At 64.4% G+C, this 18,773-nt stretch carries 16 protein-coding genes and 1 pseudogene; 4 read left to right on the forward strand and 13 right to left on the reverse strand.

Going from position 1 to position 18,773, the window contains the following annotated elements:
- The first annotated feature begins 28 nt into the window (after positions 1–28).
- Positions 29–1,246 carry an MFS transporter gene (locus tag ABIA96_RS10090; protein ID WP_354136884.1) on the forward strand — a complete coding sequence of 406 codons (1,218 nt, stop codon included), beginning with the start codon at positions 29–31 and terminating at the stop codon, positions 1,244–1,246.
- On the opposite strand, the gene ABIA96_RS10095 is transcribed toward ABIA96_RS10090, so the two are convergent.
- The 8 genes and pseudogenes from ABIA96_RS10095 to ABIA96_RS10130 form a co-directional block, all read right to left on the reverse strand.
- Entirely contained in the window at positions 1,247–2,467 is a 1,221-nt protein-coding gene (locus ABIA96_RS10095) for a BaiN/RdsA family NAD(P)/FAD-dependent oxidoreductase (RefSeq protein ID WP_354137126.1), read from the reverse strand.
- Positions 2,464–3,381: an SDR family NAD(P)-dependent oxidoreductase gene (locus tag ABIA96_RS10100; protein WP_354136885.1), complete on the reverse strand. Its 918-nt coding sequence runs from the start codon at positions 3,379–3,381 to the stop codon at positions 2,464–2,466. The genes ABIA96_RS10095 and ABIA96_RS10100 overlap by 4 nt, the downstream gene beginning before the upstream one ends.
- 226 nt (positions 3,382–3,607) lie before the next feature.
- The gene (locus tag ABIA96_RS10105; protein ID WP_354136886.1) at positions 3,608–4,087 is read right to left on the reverse strand and encodes a MaoC family dehydratase; all 480 of its coding nucleotides are present in this window, start codon (positions 4,085–4,087) and stop codon (positions 3,608–3,610) included.
- A complete protein-coding gene (locus tag ABIA96_RS10110; protein ID WP_354136887.1) occupies positions 4,088–5,806 on the reverse strand; it encodes an AMP-binding protein in 1,719 nt (572 codons plus the stop codon).
- Positions 5,806–6,711, reverse strand: a pseudogene (gene mmsB / locus ABIA96_RS10115) (3-hydroxyisobutyrate dehydrogenase); the annotation flags it as partial. The pseudogene mmsB and the gene ABIA96_RS10110, both read right to left, overlap by 1 nt.
- A gap of 10 nt (positions 6,712–6,721) precedes the next feature.
- Positions 6,722–7,789: an enoyl-CoA hydratase/isomerase family protein gene (locus ABIA96_RS10120; RefSeq protein WP_354136888.1), complete on the reverse strand. Its 1,068-nt coding sequence runs from the start codon at positions 7,787–7,789 to the stop codon at positions 6,722–6,724.
- Positions 7,786–8,931 (reverse strand): isobutyryl-CoA dehydrogenase, encoded by a 1,146-nt coding sequence (locus ABIA96_RS10125; RefSeq protein ID WP_354136889.1) that lies wholly within the window; start codon positions 8,929–8,931, stop codon positions 7,786–7,788. Before ABIA96_RS10125 ends, ABIA96_RS10120 begins: the two co-directional genes overlap by 4 nt.
- A gap of 151 nt (positions 8,932–9,082) precedes the next feature.
- A complete protein-coding gene (locus ABIA96_RS10130) occupies positions 9,083–10,579 on the reverse strand; it encodes a CoA-acylating methylmalonate-semialdehyde dehydrogenase (RefSeq protein WP_354136890.1) in 1,497 nt (498 codons plus the stop codon).
- Positions 10,580–10,681: 102 nt separating this feature from the next.
- Here ABIA96_RS10130 and ABIA96_RS10135 point away from each other — a divergent pair, with 102 nt between their 5' ends.
- A complete protein-coding gene (locus ABIA96_RS10135) occupies positions 10,682–11,590 on the forward strand; it encodes a LysR family transcriptional regulator (RefSeq protein WP_354136891.1) in 909 nt (302 codons plus the stop codon).
- Between the two features lie 107 nt (positions 11,591–11,697).
- Here ABIA96_RS10135 and ABIA96_RS10140 read toward each other — a convergent pair whose 3' ends face one another.
- Both ABIA96_RS10140 and ABIA96_RS10145 read right to left on the reverse strand, forming a co-directional pair.
- Positions 11,698–12,318: a TetR/AcrR family transcriptional regulator gene (locus ABIA96_RS10140; RefSeq protein WP_354136892.1), complete on the reverse strand. Its 621-nt coding sequence runs from the start codon at positions 12,316–12,318 to the stop codon at positions 11,698–11,700.
- Between the two features lie 59 nt (positions 12,319–12,377).
- Positions 12,378–12,917: a PaaI family thioesterase gene (locus tag ABIA96_RS10145; protein WP_354136893.1), complete on the reverse strand. Its 540-nt coding sequence runs from the start codon at positions 12,915–12,917 to the stop codon at positions 12,378–12,380.
- A 153-nt stretch (positions 12,918–13,070) separates the two neighbouring features.
- Between ABIA96_RS10145 and ABIA96_RS10150 the strand changes: the two genes are divergently transcribed.
- Positions 13,071–13,841, forward strand: a complete 771-nt coding sequence (locus ABIA96_RS10150; protein WP_354136894.1) for an enoyl-CoA hydratase — start codon at positions 13,071–13,073, stop codon at positions 13,839–13,841.
- Between the two features lie 185 nt (positions 13,842–14,026).
- Positions 14,027–15,322, forward strand: coding sequence for an MFS transporter (locus ABIA96_RS10155; protein ID WP_354136895.1), 1,296 nt, complete (start codon positions 14,027–14,029; stop codon positions 15,320–15,322).
- Here the strand turns inward: ABIA96_RS10155 and ABIA96_RS10160 are convergent.
- The 3 genes from ABIA96_RS10160 to ABIA96_RS10170 form a co-directional block, all read right to left on the reverse strand.
- Positions 15,319–16,722 (reverse strand): carbohydrate porin, encoded by a 1,404-nt coding sequence (locus ABIA96_RS10160; protein WP_502918806.1) that lies wholly within the window; start codon positions 16,720–16,722, stop codon positions 15,319–15,321. The genes ABIA96_RS10155 and ABIA96_RS10160 overlap by 4 nt on opposite strands.
- A 22-nt stretch (positions 16,723–16,744) precedes the next feature.
- Entirely contained in the window at positions 16,745–17,764 is a 1,020-nt protein-coding gene (locus ABIA96_RS10165) for a transporter (protein WP_354136896.1), read from the reverse strand.
- A gap of 114 nt (positions 17,765–17,878) precedes the next feature.
- Positions 17,879–18,661 carry an acetoacetate decarboxylase gene (locus ABIA96_RS10170; RefSeq protein WP_354136897.1) on the reverse strand — a complete coding sequence of 261 codons (783 nt, stop codon included), beginning with the start codon at positions 18,659–18,661 and terminating at the stop codon, positions 17,879–17,881.
- Between the last annotated feature and the right edge of the window lie 112 nt (positions 18,662–18,773).

An 18,773-nucleotide genomic window follows, 5' to 3' on the forward strand; every position in this document is an offset into this window, starting at 1 on the left:
GGGATCCCGCACCAGCCCGCGAGGTCCCATGACCATCTCCGAAACCAGCAAGCTCGCATCCCGAAAGCAACTCGCCGAGCGATCGCTGATCTGGCTCGGCGCCATCACCACCGGCGTCGTCGTCACCAATTTGTTCGCACCGCAGATTCTTGTTGGACTGATCGGCCGATCGCTGGCCATGACCGCCTGGCAGGCAGGCCTCGTCAGCACGCTGACCCTGCTTGGCTATGCACTCGGGCTGTTGTTGCTGGTGCCGCTGGTCGATCTCGTCGAGAACCGCCGCCTGATCCTTCGGACGCTCGGCAGCGCCATCGTCGCTGCCCTGGCGACGGCGCTCGCGCCGACGCCTGCACTCCTGTTGCTTGCCACCTTCGTCCTTGGCGCTTCCTGTGCGGCGATCCAGATGATGGTTCCGCTGGTCGCATCCATGGTCGCGCCGAAACGCCGCGGCCAGGCCATCGGCGAGGTGATGAGCGGATTGATGATCGGCATCCTGTTGTCGCGGCCCGCGGCGAGCCTGATCGCGGATCTCTGGAGTTGGCGCGCCTATTACGTCGCCTCGGCCGCACTGATGGCGCTGCTTGCCGGCGCCCTCGGCCGCTATCTGCCAACGCTGCAGCCAGCCGCACGCGTAAGCTATGGCGAATTGCTCCGCTCGTTCCCGAACCTGCTGCGGCAAGAGCCCGTGCTGCGCGTGCGGGCCTGGACTGCTGCCCTGGTCATGGCGTCTTTCACCGCCTTCTGGTCCGCGGTCGCGCTCCGCCTGCCGGATGCACCGTTTAGGCTCGACGCCAAGGGCATTGCGGCTTTCGCGCTGATCGGCGTCGCCGGCGCCGCGGCGACGCCGATCGCCGGCCGCTTTGGCGACAAGGGCTGGGCAAGACCGCTGTTCTTCGCGGCTCATCTGTGCATCATCGGCTCGCTCGCGCTCTGCGCCTGGGCCGGTGCGCTGGAGTCCCGCATCGCGGCTCTGCTGGTGTTGAGCCTCGGCACGATCCTGCTCGACATCGGCATCACTGCCGACCAGACGCTCGGGCGCCGCGCCGTCAATTTGTTACAGCCCGAGGCACGCGGCCGTATCAACGGCCTGTTCGTCGCACTGTTCTTTATCGGCGGTGGGGTCGGCTCCGCGATGGCCTCACTGGCCTGGAGCTACGGCGGCTGGACCGCGGTCTGCGTGGTCGCGGCGAGCTTTGGCGTGCTCGGACTCCTCACCGATCTTCTGACCAGGACCGGCACGTCTTGATCAGGACGATGCAAGCCATCGCAACGCGCCCCTGCCCGCGGCCGCGCCGGTCGCGAAGGAGGCCTGGAGCAGATAACCGCCGGTCGGGGCCTCCCAATCCAGCATCTCGCCGGCGGCGAACACGCCCGGCAATTTGCGCAGCATGAAGTGGTCGTCGAGTTCGTTGAAGGCAATCCCGCCCGCGGTCGAGATCGCGCGGTCGATCGGGGCTACTCCCGTGAGCTGAAGCGGAATCGCGTTCACCAGATGCGCAAGCTCAGCCGGCGAGAGCGCTGCCAGCGGACGGCCGGACGCAATGGCCGCCTCCTGCATCAGGCCGATGCCGACCGGAGACAATTGCGCAGCCTTGCGCAGGAAGTTCGCGAGGGATTGCTTGCCACGCGTGCCCGACAGGCGCGTGGTCAGCGCCGCATTGTCGAGATCGGGCCGCAAGGCGATCGTCAGCCGCGCCTGCCCGATCCCCAGCACCGCCTCGCGCAGCTCCGCCGACAGCGTGTAAATCGCGCCGCCTTCGATGCCACGGCGAGTGATCATGGCTTCGCCACGTACCGTGTGCGCACCGACGGTCAACGCCACGCCCTTCAGGGGCTGGCCTTCGAACCGATCGCGGAAGATGTCGGACCATGCGACCGTGAAGCCGGAATTGGCCGGCCTGAGCTTTGAGATGGCAACGCCCTTCGCGGCAAGGTAATCGACCCACGCGCCATCCGAGCCCAGCCGCGGCCAATTCGCGCCACCGAGCGCGAGCACCGTTGCGCCGGCTTCGATGGCAAGCGGGCCGTCCGGCGTTTGAAACTCCAGCCACCGCTCCGCGTCCCATCCGGCCCAGCGATGCCGAAACGCGAATTGCACGCCAGCCGTATCCAGCCGCCGCAGCCAGGCGCGCAGCAAGGGCGAGGCCTTGAACGTTTTAGGAAACACACGCCCGCTGCTGCCGACGAAGGTCACCTGCCCAAGTGTCGCGCTCCAGTCGCGCAGCGCATCGGGCGGAAACGCCTCGACCGCAGCGCGCAGATGCGGCATCGCTTCGCGGTAGCGCGCGAGGAAATCCGGCAGCGGCTCGCTGTGGGTGAGATTGAGCCCGCCACGGCCGGCCATCAGGAATTTGCGGCCTGCGGACGGCATGGCGTCGTAGACGGCGACGCGGGCGCCGCCCGACGCGAGCACCTCCGCCGCCATCAAGCCGGCGGGGCCAGCGCCGATGACGGCGACGTCACTCAGAGCTTGATCCCCGCCCGCGCCGCGGCCTGCGCGACGTATTTCTGCGTCTGCTCGAACGCACCCGTTAGCGCCTTGGCCTTCGACATGTCGCTGATCTCGGCGAAATGCGCGGCGACCGCGTCCGGCGTCCAGTCGGACTCCGGCAGGTTGATGCCTTCGCTCTCCAGAATCTTGATCACGGCGAACGATCCTGCACCGGCGCCCATGATGGTGCGGGTCGGCGCGTCCTCGCTCAGCATGTACTCGACCGCGGGCGTGATCGCGTTCGGCTTCATCAGCTGCAGCGCCTGCGGCGGCAGCAGCTCTTCGGTCATGCGGGTCGCTGCGGTTGGCGAGATGATGTTGACGCGGATGTCGGTCTTGCGGCCCTCCTCGGCCAGCACGTTCATCAGTCCGACCATGCCGGACTTCGCCGCACCGTAGTTGGCCTGGCCGAAATTGCCGTAGAGGCCGGAGGACGACGTCGTCAGCACGATGCGGCCGTAGTTGCGGTCGCGCATGCCGGCCCAGGCCGCCTTGCAGCAGTAGAATGTGCCGACGAGATGCACGTCGAGCACCTTCTGGAAATCGGCGGCTTCCATCTTGCCGAACGACTTGTCACGGAGGATGCCGGCATTGGCGCACATCAAATCGACGCTGCCCCACTCCCTGGTGGCGCGTTCGACCATGGCGGTGACCTGCTCGAAATTTGAGACGTCGGCGCCGTCGGCCATCGCGGTGCCGCCGCCCTTGCGAATCTCCTCGACCACGGCTTCGGCGGGCGAGAGTGAGCCGCCGCTGCCATCACGCGCGCCGCCGAAATCGTTGACCACGACTTTCGCACCGCGGCTCGCGAGGCCAAGCGCATGCGCCTTTCCGAGACCATTGCCCGCGCCGGTGACGATGGCGACGCGTCCGTCGAACCTGATAGCCATTGTGCAGTTCCTGTCTTCTTCCTTCTCCCCTTGTGGGAGAAGGTGGCGCGAAGCGCCGGATGAGGGGTTATCTCCACAAGCGACTCCGCGGAGAGATGCCCCTCACCCGGTCTCGCGTTCCGCGAAGCCGCCCTCTCCCACAAGGGGAGAGGGTGAGACCGCGAAAATTCGACAGCTTTTGAGCAGCGATGCATGGCCGGGTCAAGCCCGGCCCTGACGGCCCGACTTACGCGAAATAGATCAAGCCGAGCCATTCCGCGACCAGCGCGGGCTTGTCTTCGCCTTCGATCTCCACCGTCACGTTGGTGCGGGACTGCAATTCGTTGGGCTTCCGCAGTTTGGCTTCGGAGAGCACAAAACGGCCGCGGACGCGCTTGCCCGAACGCACCGGCGAGATGAACCGCAGCTTGTCGAAGCCGTAATTGACGCCCATCGTGGTGCCCGCAATCGCCGGCATCACTTCGTAGGACATCACCGACATCATCGACATCGTCAGGAAGCCGTGTGCGATGGTGGTACCGAACGCCGTCTCCTTCTTCGCCCGTTCCGAATCGACATGGATGAACTGATGATCCTCGGTCACGTCGGCATAGGTGTCGATGCGGGGCTGATCGATCAGGTGCCAGGACGATACGCCGATCTCCTTGCCAACCATGGCCTGATAGGCCTCGATCGTGATCGGCGGCTTCTTCCAGATTTCGTTCACTTAGGTCTCACTTCTTGTTTTGAGCAGCTCCGGAAAGTCCTCCTCACGGAATTCCCGGCCGCGCAGCGGATCGTCGCGATCATTGTCGCGTTCGAGCCGTCGTAGCTGCACGCGGCGGATTTTGCCAGAGATCGTCTTCGGCAGTTCCGTGACGATTTCGAGGCGGCGGATGCGCTTGAACGGCGCCAGCCGCGTATGCAGGTGTTGGAAGATGGAGAGCGCCGTCTCCGGCGTTCGCTCCGCGCCCGAGGTCAGCAGCACGAACGCTTTGGGGATTGCGAGCCGGATCGGATCCGGGCTCGGCACCACGGCGGCTTCGGCGACAAGCTCATGCTCGAGCAGCACGCTCTCCAGCTCGAACGGGCTGATGCGGTAATCCGAGGATTTGAACACGTCGTCGGAGCGGCCGACGAACGTGAGATAACCGTCGTCGTCTTCGAACACCACGTCGCCGCTGCGATAGAGTTCGCCTTCGGCGCCGGAGAGCTTGCCGTCGTCACTCTGATAACCCTGCATCAGGCCGGCGGGACGGTCAGCGCCCAGCAGCAACGCCACCTCGCCTTCCTTGGCCGGATGGCCATCGGCATCGCTGACCTGCACGCGATAGCCCGGCAGCGGCCGGCCCATCGAACCGACTTTGATCTTCTGGCCCGGCGAGTTGCCGGCGAGCGCCGTCGTTTCCGTCTGGCCGTAGCCGTCGCGGATGGTGAGGCCCCAGGCGGCCTGCACCTGGTCGATCACTTCCGGATTGAGCGGTTCGCCGGCGCCGCAAACTTCGCGCAGGCTCACCTTGAACGACGCCAGGTTCTCCTGAATGAACAGCCGCCACACCGTCGGCGGCGCGCACAGCGTGGTGACGCCGCAGCGGCCGATGGTGGCGAGCAGGCCCTTGGCATCGAAGCGCGGCTGGTTGACCACGAACACGGTCGCGCCCGCGTTCCACGGCGCGAACAAGCAGCTCCAGGCGTGCTTGGCCCAGCCGGGCGACGAGATGTTGAGATGGACGTCGCCGGGCTTCAACCCGATCCAGTACATGGTCGAGAGATGGCCGACCGGGTAGCTGCGCTGGCTGTGCCGCACGAGCTTTGGCTTTGCCGTCGTGCCCGAGGTGAAATAGAGCAGCATCGGGTCGTCGGCGTTGGTCGGACCGTCCGACGTAAAACGCTCCGGCGCTTGCGCCGCCTCGTCATAGGCAAGCCAGCCATCGGAGGCCGCGCCGACGACGATGCGGACGATGCTCTCGGCACCAAGGCTTGCGAATTTCGCGACCTGGTCCTCGGCGGCCACTACCGCCTTCGCTCTGCCGCGGTCGAGCCGGTCGCGGAGTTCTTCGGCCGTGAGCAGCGTGGTCGCGGGGATCACGACAACGCCGAGCTTCATCGCCGCCAGCATCGTCTCCCACAGGGGAACGACATTGCCGAGAAGCAGCAGGAGATGATCGCCGCGCTTCAAGCCCTGCGCGCGGAGGAAGTTGGCGACCTGGTTCGAGCGCTTCGAGAGCGCCGCAAAGGACAATCTTGTCTGCTTGTTCTGCGCGGCATCGACAATCCAGAGCGCGGGCCGATCTTTGCTCTCCGCATTCGCCGCCAATTCGGCGTCGAACCAGTCGAGCGCCCAGTTGAAGGGGACCGGATCGGGCCAACGGAAGTCTTTGACCGCTGTCTCGTAATCCGTGCGGTTGTGCAGCAGAAACGCGCGCGCTTCCTGAAATGTCGTCATCAAGCTTTCCCGGCTAGATCCCTAACGTGCTTGATAATTCCGGAAAAATCCACCCCGCCCTGCCCGGCTGCGTCGAAAGACTGATAGATCTCCTGCGCATGCTTGCCGAGCGGCGTGGCCGCGCCTGCGGCCTTCGCCGCGTCCTGCGCCAGGGTCAGATCCTTCACCATCAGCGCCGAGGCAAAGCCCGGCTTGTAGTCGTTGTTGGCGGGCGAGGTCGGCACCGGGCCTGGAACCGGGCAATAGGTCGTGAGCGACCAGCACTGGCCCGACGAGGTCGAAGCGACGTCGAACAGCGCCTGATGCGAGAGGCCGAGCTTTTCGCCAAGCGCAAACGCCTCGCTCACCGCGATCATGGAAATACCGAGGATCATGTTGTTGCAGATCTTTGCCGCTTGCCCCGCGCCGGCGCCGCCGCAATGGACGATCTTCTTGCCCATTTTCTCCAGAACCGGCTTTGCCGCTGCGAACGCGTTCTCCTCGCCACCGCACATGAAGGTGAGCGTGGCACCCTTGGCACCGCCGGTGCCCCCGGAGACCGGCGCATCGACCGAAAGCACGCTGCTCCTGGCTGCGAGCGCATGCGCCTGCCGCGCGCTTTCGACGTCAATGGTGGAGCTATCGATGATCAGCGCGCCCTTGGTCATGGCGGGAACAACCTCGTTCCAGACGCCGAGCACATGCTTGCCGGCCGGCAGCATGGTGACGACGACGTCGGCACCCTTCACCGAACTCGCGGCACTTTCACCGATGCTGGCGCCGTCCGCCTTGGCCTGATTTCGCGATGCCTCGGCGAGATCAAAGGCCACCACCTTGTGGCCGGCCTTGACCAGATTGGCCGCCATCGGGCCGCCCATGTTGCCGAGACCGATGAATGCGATCGTGGCCATCTTCGTTTCCTCCGCTTGAACGTTGTTAGTTGAACTTCAGCTCGCCGGTGCCGATCTCGGCGAGATACGGCACAAGCATCTCGGCCGTCACATCCTCGATCCGCGGCGGCGACCAGGTCGGATTGCGGTCCTTGTCGATCACGGCAGCGCGCACGCCCTCGCGGAAATCATCGCTGCGGAAGACTTCGCAGGCGGCGCGATATTCGCGCACCAGACATTCTTCAAGGCTCGACGCCGTCCGCGCCAGCCGCAACAGTTTCAGCGTCACCACCATGCCGCGCGGCGATTTTTCGTTGAGCGTCTTGAGCGTCGTCAGCGCGAATTCCGAGCCGTCGCGCCTGAGCGCAGCGAAGATATCTTCCATGCGGTCGAAGCCGAACAGCGCGTCGATGATCGGCTCTTTGGCCCCCACCGGACCTGCCGCATCGCCGGTCGCAAATCCATTGATGAGCTTGGTGACGTCGGCTGCGGTTGCGCCCGAACGGACCTTGGTCAGCGCCTCACGCAACTCCGGCCATTTGACCGCCGGGACCACGGCGTCCGCAAATTTTGCATGGATCGCGTCGGGGCCATTCATGGTCTGGCCGGTGAGACCAAAATAGGTGCCGATCTCGCCGGGCGAGCGCGACAGCAGCCAGGTGCCGCCGACATCGGGGAAGAAGCCGAGCCCGACCTCGGGCATCGCCAGCTTGGTGCGATCGGTGACGACACGATGGCTCGCATGGCCGGAGAGGCCAACGCCGCCACCCATCACGAGGCCGTCCATAAATGCCACGTAAGGCTTCGGATACTTCGCGATCCGCGCATTCATGATGTATTCCTGGCGCCAGAACCGCGCGCCGAGATCACCACCTTCGCGCGAGCTTTCCCAGAGGCCGCGAATGTCGCCGCCGGCGCAGAGCCCACGTTCGCCGGCGCCTTCCAGGATGATCATGGCGACTTCAGGATCGGTCTCGAACTTGTCGAGCGCCGCGTCGATGCCGATGGACATCTCCAGGGTCATGGCGTTGATCGCCTTGGGCCGGTTGAGGCGGATCACGCCCGCCGCGCCCTCGCGGCGAACGATAAGGTCGCCCTCCTCCACCGAACTCATCGCGCGCCCTCGATCAATTTGCGCGCCACGATGAGCCGCATGATTTCGTTGGTGCCTTCGAGGATTTGATGCACGCGCAGATCGCGCACGATCTTCTCGATTCCGTATTCGCTGAGGTAGCCATAGCCACCGTGGAGCTGGAGCGCATCGTTGGCGACCTCGAAACCGACATCGGTTCCAAAGCGCTTTGCCATCGCACAGAGCATGGTGGCGTCGGGGTCCTTGCGGTCGAGGGCCGCCGCGGCACGCCACAGGAAGGTGCGCGCGGCTTCCAGCTCGATCGCCATGTCAGCGAGCTTGAATTGCAGCGCCTGGAATTCGTCGAGACGTTTACCAAACGCCTTGCGCTCTTTCATGTAAGAGCGCGCCCTGTCGAGCGCAGTTTGGGCTCCGCCAAGAGAACACGCCGTGATGTTGAGGCGGCCGCCATCGAGACCGGCCATCGCGATCTTGAAGCCGACGCCCTCTTCGCTCAGCCGGTTGGCGATCGGCACGCGGGCGTTCTCGAAGATTACCGCGCGGGTCGGCTGCGCGTTCCAGCCCATCTTGCGTTCATTGGCACCGAAGGAGACGCCGGGCGTTTTGCCGTCGATGACGAGCGTCGAGATGCCACCGGGGCCATCGCCGCCGGTCCTGACCATCGCGACCAGCAGATCGGTACCGCCGGCGCCGGAGATGAACTGCTTCTGGCCGTTCAAGACGTAGTGATCACCGTCGCGCACCGCGCGGGTACGCAGCGCTGCTGCGTCCGAACCGGCGCCCGGTTCGGTCAGGCAGTAGCTCGCGATCAGCTCCATCGTGCAGAGCTTCGGCAACCATTTATGGCGCTGGGTGTCGCTGCCGAAGGCATCGATCATCCAGGACGCCATGTTGTGGATGGAGATGAAGGCTGCCGTCGTCGGGCAGCCCGTCGCGAGCGCTTCAAAAATCAGCGCGGCGTCGAACCGCGTCATGGCGGAGCCGCCGACATCCTCGCGGATATAGATGCCGCCCATGCCGAGCGTGGCGGCCTCGCGCATCACGTCGACGGGAAAATGCTTCTCCTCGTCCCAGCGCAACGCATGCGGCGCGATCTTCTCCGCCGCAAACGCCAACGCCATGTCGCGAACCGCGACTTGATCCTCATTCAGGGCGAACTGCATGCCGGGATGCTCACCTTTCTCGTCATTGCGAGGAGCTCGCGACAAAATTGCAAAGTAATTTTGCGCTGAAGCGACGAAGCAATCCAGTCTTTCTCTTCGCGGCGAGATGGATTGCTTCGCTGCGCTCGCAATGACGGGCTGGGCAACAGCCCTACTTCATCGTCGGGATCGAGAACTCCGCACCTTCCTTGACGCCGGACGGCCAGCGCGAGGTCACCGTCTTGGTCTTGGTATAGAAGCGGATCGAGTCCGGGCCGTGCTGGTTGAGATCGCCGAAGCCCGACTTCTTCCAGCCGCCAAAGGTGTAATAGGCGATCGGCACGGGGATCGGCACATTGATGCCGACCATGCCGACATTGACCTTGGCCGCGAAGTCGCGCGCGGCGTCACCGTCGCGGGTGAAGATGGCAACGCCGTTGCCGTAGTCATGGTCGGACGGCAGCGCCAGCGCTTCCTTGTAATCGTGCGCGCGGACGACCGAGAGCACCGGGCCAAAGATCTCTTCCTTGTAGATCCGCATGTCCTTCGTGACGTTGTCGAACAACGAACCGCCGAGATAAAAGCCCTTCTCGTAGCCCTGCATCTTGAAACCGCGGCCGTCGACGGCGAGCGTCGCGCCTTCCTTGATGCCGATGTCGATGTAGCTTTTGACCTTCTCGACCGCCTCGCGCGTGACCAGCGGACCGTAATCGGCGGACGGATCGATCGAGGTGCCGATCTTGAGCGACTCGACGCGCGGGATCAGCTTTTCCATGAGGCGGTCTGCGGTGGTCTTGCCGACGGGCACGGCGACCGAAACCGCCATGCAGCGCTCGCCGGCCGAGCCGTAACCCGCGCCGATCAGCGCATCGACGGCCTGATCCATGTCGGCGTCCGGCATGATGATGGCGTGGTTCTTGGCGCCGCCAAAGCATTGGCAGCGCTTGCCGGTCTGGGCTGCGCGCTCGTAGATGTACTGCGCGATCGGCGTGGAGCCGACGAAGCCGACGGCCTTGATATCGGGATCGTCCAGAATGGCGTCGACCGCCTCTTTGTCGCCGTTGACGACGTTGAGGATGCCGGCCGGCAGGCCCGCCTCGATCATGAGTTCGGCGAGCATCATCGGCACGCCCGGATCGCGCTCCGACGGCTTGAGGATGTAGGCGTTGCCGCAGGCGATCGCGGGGGCGAACTTCCACATCGGGATCATCGCCGGGAAATTGAACGGCGTGATGCCGGCGACGACGCCGAGCGGCTGGCGCAGTGAATAGATGTCGATGCCGGGGCCGGCACCTTCGGTGTACTCGCCCTTCATCAGATGCGGGATGCCGCACGCGAATTCGGCGACTTCAAGGCCGCGCTGGATGTCGCCCTTGGCGTCGGGCACGGTCTTGCCGTGCTCGCGCGCGAGCAACTCGGCGAGCTTGCCGTAGTCGCGCTGCACCAGCTCGACGAATTTCGTCATGACGCGGCCGCGCCGCTGCGGGTTGGTCGCAGCCCACTCGGGCTGTGCTGCGCGCGCGTTCTCGACGGCGGCACGAACTTCGGCCTTGGAAGCCAGCGCGACCTTGGCCTGGACGTCACCGGTCATCGGCTCGAAAACGTCGGCGGTGCGGCCCGAAGTGCCCTTGACCTCCTTGCCACCGATGAAATGTCCGACTGAACGCATGGAATGATCTCCTTGAGGCCGAGCTTGAATGCTTTGACAAATCCTATCGACCTGCATTTTATAGGATTCAAGTCTGAGATAATGCACCATAGATGTGCGAAAATGCTGGATCAAGGTCACATCGACTGGGACGACTTTCGCTTCGTGCTGGCCATCGTGCGGGGCGGCTCGGTGTCGGCTGCGGCAAAACAGCTCGGAGTCGACCATGCCACGGTTATCCGCCGCGTCGACCGGCTGGAAAAGCACCTCTCCGCTAAACTGTTTGACCGGCGCAAGACCGGCTATCTCCTCACCGAGGCCGGCCAGCGCGTCGCCGACAGCGCCGAAGCCATGGAATCGACCATCGTCGCCAACCAGGAGCAGGTCGGCGGCTCGGTGGCGCGGCTGACCGGAACGGTGCGGATCGGCGCGCCCGACGGGTTCGGCACCGCCTTCCTGGCACCGCGGCTGGCGCCCTTCGCGGACCGCTATCCCGATCTCGATCTGCAACTTGTAGCCACTGCGCGGCTGTTCAGTCTCTCCAAGCGCGAAGCGGATATCGCCATCAGTCTGACGATGCCGAAGGAAGGCCGCATCGTCGGCCGCAAACTGCTCGACTACCGCCTCGGGCTCTACGCGTCGCCCGCTTATCTCGGTCGCTTCCCCAAGATCACCTCACGCGAGGTGCTGCCACAGCACCGCTTCGTCGGCTACATCGAGGAGCTGCTGTTCACGCCCGAGCTCGACTATCTGCCGCAGGTGTCGCCGCGGATCTCCGCGCGCCTGCGCAGCGCCAATCTGATCGCGCAGCTCAACGCCACGCTCGCGGGCTTCGGCATCGCGGTGCTGCCGCATTTCATGGCGAGCGACTATCCGCAGCTCGTCGCGGTGCTGCCGGAAGAGATCTCGATCACCCGGACGTTCTGGATGCTGATGCACGCCGACAGCAAGGATCTCGCGCGGATCAGGGCGGTGGCGGATTACATCGGCGAGATCGTGGAACGCGAGCGGGCGTTGTTTGCGGGGCGGTGAACGACGGTCTCGTGGGCAAAGGCGCCCTAACGCCGTGCCCACCATCTCTCTCGACTCACGGCTAACTGGTGGGCACGCTTCGCTTTGCCCACCCTCCAGCATCTCGCCTAGTTCTGCTTCTTCCTGGCCGGTACAGCCTTCGCAGGCTCACGCCGTGCGCTGTCGAGCGCACTGTCCTTGCCCGCCTTCAGCACCTCGTCCGACAGCTCGCTCGAGCCGGCAATGCGCGCCAGCAGCAGGGTGCCGGCCATCGTCGCCAGCGTGGCGATCGCCTGCTTGCGCGCGGCCTTGCGCGGCAGATTGGGGATGAAATCGGTCATCATCTCGATCATCTCGTCGAGCTTGCCGGCAAAGGCTTTTCGCGTCTTCGGGCTCTCGCGGGCGATCTCGGCGCCGAGCGCGGGGATCGAGCAGCCATGGCCGGGATTATCACGGTGGAGTACCGAGAGATAAGTCTCGACGATCTGCGTCAGCTGTTTCTCGGGCGCAACCTGATCGGACTGCTTGCGCCAATGCTCGACCGAGCGGTCCATCGCATAGGCAAAGGCCTCGATCACCAGCGCCTCGCGGGAATCGAAATGCGCGTAGAAGCCGCCATGGGTGAGGCCCGCCTCTTTCATGAGGTCGGCGACGCCGATGCCATGGGCCCCCTTTTCGCGCAGCCGCACAGACGCCTTCTTCACGATGCGGTCGTGGGTTTCCTGCTTGTGTTCCCGAGAATAGCGCATGCGGCTCTCATTGGATGTCGGAGGTCATCTTATAACACGGATATCGGTCCGACGGCGCATTAATTCCCCGTAAAATTGTTGCCGATCATGGAAAAGGTTGCAGTTGCATGGACTGCGAGGGCCCCCCTGCCGTCGCGCACGAAACCTTCGGTGTAGCTGGTCTGGCGCCCCAGCTTGATGATTTTGCCTTCGGCCGAGATCAGCCCCGACCGGACCGAGAGCGGACGAAGGAAGGTCATTTTCAGGTCGAGAGTTACTGATGACTGTCCGGCCTCAAGCCGCGTCGAAATCGCGCAGCCCATGGCGGTGTCGAGAAGCGCGGCGGCAGTCGCGCCATGCAGCAGCCCGATGGTATTCTCTAAGTCCTCGCGCGGCTCCAGTTCCATCACGATCCGGCCCGGCTCGACCACAGCCATGATGAAACCGATCAGCTTTGCGAACGGCGGCGGCGGCAACCGGCCGTCACGAATGCCGAGCATGGCGTCGATGCCGGACAAGCCCAGCGCCGCCTTTGCAACGGGCGCAGGCACCTGCCAGTCCACCACGCGCTCGCGCCGCAGCGCGGCTGAAAATAGCTCGAGTTGGGCGGGTTCGGTCACGGGTGGCCTCTTTGTATGATTTATGTCATACTATGTTGCGGACTTCGCGCTGGCAACTCCAACCCACCCGCTTGACAAGGGACGCATTTCGGCCCGGAAGTAATGCCGACCGGCGTGCTGTCGCGCATGTCCACCAACCTTCGAGATCCCACGATGGAAATGCTCAACAACCACTGCGGCGTGACGCGCGATGCGCGCGGCGTCGTTCATGTCGCAATTTGCAATGCCGGCTCGCTGAATATTCTGGGCTCGCCCGTGACCGACGCGGTTCGCGAAGGCCTGCAGCAGCTCTCTTCTGACCGAAGCATTCGCGTCGTGGTGCTGCGCGGCCAGAGCGAGAAGAGCATGATCGGCGGCGCCGACATCAAGGAGATGGCCAAGCTCGACCAGACATCGGCCGAGGCCTTCATCAGCCGCCTGCGCGATCTCTGCGAAGCCGTGCGCCAATTCCCCACCCCCGTGATCGCGCGCATGCCCGGCTGGTGCCTCGGCGGCGGGCTCGAGGTTGCGGCGGCCTGCGACTTCCGGATCGCCGCGAAAGATGCGCATTTCGGCATGCCGGAGGTTCGCGTCGGCATCCCGTCGGTGATCCATGCCGCGCTGTTGCCGCGCCTGATCGGCTGGGCCCGCGCGCGCTGGCTGGTGATGACCGCGGAGAATATCGACGCGCCGACGGCGCTTGCCTGGGGCCTGATCGACAAGGTCGCGCCGGAGGGCGGGCTCGACGCCGAAGTCGAGCACGTCGTGAAAGCGCTGCTCGAATGCGGCCCCGAGGCGCTGCGCTCGCAGAAGGCACTGCTGCGACAATGGGAGGAACTGCCGCTGACGGAGTCGGTGAACCTCAGCGTCAAGGTGTTCGGCGAGTCGTTCCTGACGGACGAGCCTACGCGGCTGATGCAGGCGTTTGTGAATCGGAAGCGGTAAGCAGCCCTCCTCCGTTCGAACCACGACAATTTCTCAGGCCCGGCGCGGTTGCATTTGCAGCTTCGGTATCAAAGCGGAGATGTCCTGAATTGAGGGAAGTCCGTCATTTCAGACTTCCCGTTTACGTGCCAGACTGCAACAATGACGCGGGTCTCCCGGCGCCCGCCAACCACGATTGAGGGGCAATGATCTCGAACTGGCTCGCGGCCGCGCTCGGCCGCCGCAACATCCACTACGGCTGGGTGATGGTTGGCGTAACCTTCTTCGCCGCGCTGATCAGCGCCGGCACGGTCGGCGCACCCGGCGTGTTCATCGTTCCGCTGCAAAAGGAGTTCGGCTGGAGCACCGCTGAAATCTCCTCCGCGCTCTCGATCCGCTTCATCCTGTTCGGGCTGATGGCGCCGTTCGCGGCGGCCCTGCTCAACCGCTACGGCCTGCGCAACGTCACGCTGACCGCGCAACTCATCGTGGTCTCGGCCCTGGTGGCCTCGCTCGGCATGACGCAGGTCTGGCAGCTCGTGGCGTTGTGGGGCGTGGTGATCGGCATCGGCACCGGCATGACCGCGCTGGTGCTGGGCGCCACCATCGCAACCCGCTGGTTCGCAGCAAGGCGGGGCCTCGTCGTCGGCGTCCTGACCGCGAGCGTCGCCACCGGCCAGCTCGTGTTCCTGCCGCTGCTCGCAAGCCTCACCGAACGTTACGGCTGGCGCCTGGCGCTCGGCTTCGTCTGCATCATGCTCGGCGTGTCCGCATTGGCAGTGCTGCTCGTGATGTGCGATCGGCCGAGCGATCTCGGCCTGCGCCCCTTCGGCGATGAGGGCACCGAGCCGCTGCCCGCGCCGCCCGCGAACAACGGGTCGATCACAGCCGTGGCGCTCGGCACGCTGCGTGACGCCTCGAAGTCGCGCGCGTTCTGGATCCTGTTTGCGACCTTCTTCGTCTGCGGCGCCTCGACCAACGGTCTCGTGCAGGTGCACCTGATCCCGATGTGTCTCGATTTCGGCATCCCGCAGGTACAGGCTGCGAGCCTGCTGGCGGCGATGGGCATCTTCGACTTCTTCGGCACCATCATGTCGGGCTGGCTGTCGGACCGGTATGACAATCGCTTCCTGCTGTTCTGGTATTACGGCCTGCGCGGGCTCTCGCTGATCTTCCTGCCGTTCAGCGATTTTTCGTTCTACGGCCTGTCGATCTTCGCGATGTTCTACGGTCTCGACTGGATCGCGACCGTGCCGCCGACGGTGCGACTAACCGCGCAGAAATTCGGGCCCGAACGCGCCAATCTGGTGTTCGGCTGGATCTTTGCGGGCCATCAGCTCGGCGCCGGTGCTGCTGCCTTTGGCGCGGGCCTGTCGCGGACATTGCTCCAGAGCTACCTGCCCGCCTTCTTCATCGCCGGCGCGCTCTGCGTGTTGGCTTCGCTGATCGTACTGACACTGTCGCGGCAGCCGAAACCGCAACCGAAACCCGCGATGGCCTAGTACTTGATCGTGGTGGTGACGCCGAACACTGCGGCGTCACCAATCCGCGACACGCCGGTCGGATCGCCCGGGTTCGGAATGCCGCCGGACGGCTGGAACACGTATTGGAAGTAAGGCGCGATCAGCCAGCCCGGCTTGATGTGCGCCTCGTAGATGATTTCGAGCAAGGCCTCGCTGCTGCGCACCGGGCTCTGGATGCCGTTGAAAAACTGCGTATCGACGTCGAGGCTGCGTGCTGCGCCCGAAATCCGCATATAGGCCAATCCGATTCCGAACCGATCGAGCGGACGGCCGGCCGCAAAGCCGACAAAGCCGACGCCGCCGTCGAGGTAGAGGTCGATCAGATTGCGGTCGGGCGGGCTGTAGGCGATGCGGCCGAAGGCAGTGACGCCGGGGATCGAGGCCGACACGGTCTTTTCGGTTTCTGTCCCTGGCGGCCGCCAGAGGGCCTGCTCGACGACTGCATAGATTCCGTAATTGCCGCGAAGCTTCGCCGGAATGCCGGATCCAGTCGGGTCTGCGAGCGAGAATCCGTCCGCAGCAAAGCGCTGACTGTCGAAGTCGCCGAAATGATACCAGCCTCCGGGTGTGACATTGCCGGCAAGCGCGCTTCCGCCGATGTCGACGTGATAGTCAAAGTCGACCTGCCCGATCAGCCAGGGCGGATCGTTGACGCGAAAGGCGAGACCATGATTGTCGCGCGTCTGCGGATCTCCATCGCCGGGCGCGGCCGGATTGCCGTTGAAGATCGCGCCGAAGACGGTGACGTTGTCCGCGACCTGAGCTTTGACGCGAATACCGGGCACCGCGATCGGCGGCGCCGGGCCGCCGGCCGGCAGGTTGGTCGCCTTGATCGCGGGCCAGCCGAAAGTGCCATTGATGAAGAGGTCGTCGGTCTGGCTGTCGAAAAATTCGACGTCGGCGGCCTGCTGGCCGGCCCTGATGTTCAGACGGTCGTTGAAGAGGCTCTGCTCGAAATAGGCGTTGTAGAGCCGCTGGTCAGGCAGCGCCTCGATCTCGCTGATCGTGGCGAGGTTGTGGATGTAGTTGCGGCTCAGCCCGCGCCCATAGATGATGTAGCCGTTGGCGTAGAAGCGGCCGCCGGTCCAGCCGACCAGCTTGTCGAGATCGGCGTCGACCGAAAGATCGAGCCGTCCGAATTGGATGGCGCCGCGCGACACTCCGCCCGACACATTGCCGATGTTGTCGGCGATGTAGGTCGCGCCGAAATTCAGCCCCTTGTTGACGAGACCGTCATGCCACTCGTTGAACCATTCTGGGAACAGCCAGTCGGCGGCGCTTTCGTCCTTGGCGCCGGCGAATGCGCCGGTGTTCGCGAACAACACCGCCGCGATCACGAGCGAGAGTCGTAACGCAAATATCTGGGCAATCGCACTCACGGCTGACACCGGCTGGCATGCGCTACTTTTTGAAGATGCCGGTGCGCCGCATGAACAGATAGGCCGCTCCAATCGACGACGCCATCAGCACGGCGGCATAAATAAAGCCCTCGTCGACGTCGGTGAGCGGCAGGCCCTTGGTGTTCATGCCGAAGATGCCGGTGATTAGTGTCGGCGGCAGCAGCAGCGTCGTCACGATCGACAGCGTATGGAGATGCTTGTTGCTCTCCTCCTCGTTCTTGAAGCGCAGCTCCTCCTCGAGCAGGCGGCTGCGCTCGCGGAGCTCGACGATGTCGTGATCGAGACCGTCGAGGCGCTGGGCGAGCTTTCCGGCCTGAATGCGCAAGCCCGGCGACAAATGATCGGTGTTCTTCTGGTCGAGCCGGTGAAACAGCACGCGCAGGCCGGTGAGCTGGCGGTGCAACCTGACACAGGTCCGGCGCAACCTTCCAAGCGTACGGCGCATCTCCGGTTTCACATCATCGGCGAGGATGCGTTCCTCGATGCCGTCGACCTCCTGGCCCAGCGTGTCGGCCATCCTGTCAAGCGTGTCGGCGACCTCGTCGACGATCTTTTCCAGCAGATGGGCGACATTGTCGACGCGATAACCGCCTTCGAGCACGCGCCGCGTCGCATCCGCCGAACACAGCGCCTGGTGGCGGCCCGAGACCAGCAAATGCTCGGTCATGGCGAAGCGCAGGAACGCGGTCTCTTCAGTCGCAGCATCGATGTCGCGGACGAGATCGGAGAACACGCCGTAGACGCAATGATCGATGACGTGAAGCTGCTGGAACGTGTCGTTCGACAACAGGAGGTCGCGCGCCAGCGGCGGCAGCTGTGAGGCCGCAATCCACGACCGCACGCGCGCGTCTGTCAGATTGAAATGCAGCCAGAGCCGGCCGTCATGGCTGAACTCGATCGGCTGGTCGATCGGCAGCGCCTCGGCGCTGCCATCGCTGTGCAGGCGGAACGCCCAGACCAGGCCGGGAATGGCCGGCGCAACATCCGACATCACGCTGGCAAGCTTTGCCGCCTCGACCATATTCGCTCCCACGTCAATGCAGCCCAGATCCGAGGGACTGTTCGTCTCCTCCGGATCTTCGCGGGTACTCGATTACATTACGCCAGTGTTACAGTTTGATGATGCTGTGCCGCCCTACTCCGCGGCCAGCCCCGTGGCGGCTGCAGTCTCCGCTTCCTTGATGTAATCGTGCACCACGCGGCCGAACGGCAGCGTCAGATCGGCGATGTAATGATGCGCGCCGATGCAGCGGCGAACCGGGAAATCCGCAACCGGCGCATTGACGTGCGGCACCAAATGGAGCCGGCCGGGGCCCATCCAGGAGCCCTTCGGCACGATATCGATGAGGTTGATCGCGACCAGCTGGCAGACCTCGAGGTGTCCGTCGACGCCCGGAATCATCTTCAGATTGACCTGCGTCTTCGACAGCGTGGCGCGGGTGAGATCGCCGTTGCCGGCCATGCTCTCGTGCTTGTAACCCATCGTGCCCATGGCGACGAGCTGGCCGGCATATTCCAGCGTGCCCGTCAGCGTGTCCTTGACGATCTCGAGTTTCGGATGGGCATATTTCTTGGGAAAGCCCCAGATCTCGCGGCCCGCCGCGATCGGCGGATCATCGTCGAGATACATCTGAGAAACGAAGTTGACCTCCTCGCCGCGCAGCCGCGCCGGGATCACGAGACCGGACTCGGTGTAGCTGCCGAAGCCGGAGGAATCAGGCATCTTGATCCATTCATAGTGCACGATCGGCTGATCGATCGGCTCCAACGGCTCCGGCAGACCGGCACGGATCAGGTCCGGGTCGGTCTCGTAGGTGATGACGAGGAATTCGCGGTTGACGAAGCGGTACGGGCCGGCCGGATAGCTCGGCCCTGCCGCCGGCATGGACGGAAGTCTCAGTACGTCTTCCCTGCGCATCCTGGTCTCCTGTGTGATGCTCGGCCGGCAACATCTCGCCTCGATGCAAATTGCTAGCCACAGTCCTTGACTGCGGTGTGACGATTGCGGTCAGGGACACGACCTCCGCCAT

This window comes from Bradyrhizobium sp. LB11.1 (assembly GCF_040549385.1).
Lineage (GTDB): Bacteria > Pseudomonadota > Alphaproteobacteria > Rhizobiales > Xanthobacteraceae > Bradyrhizobium.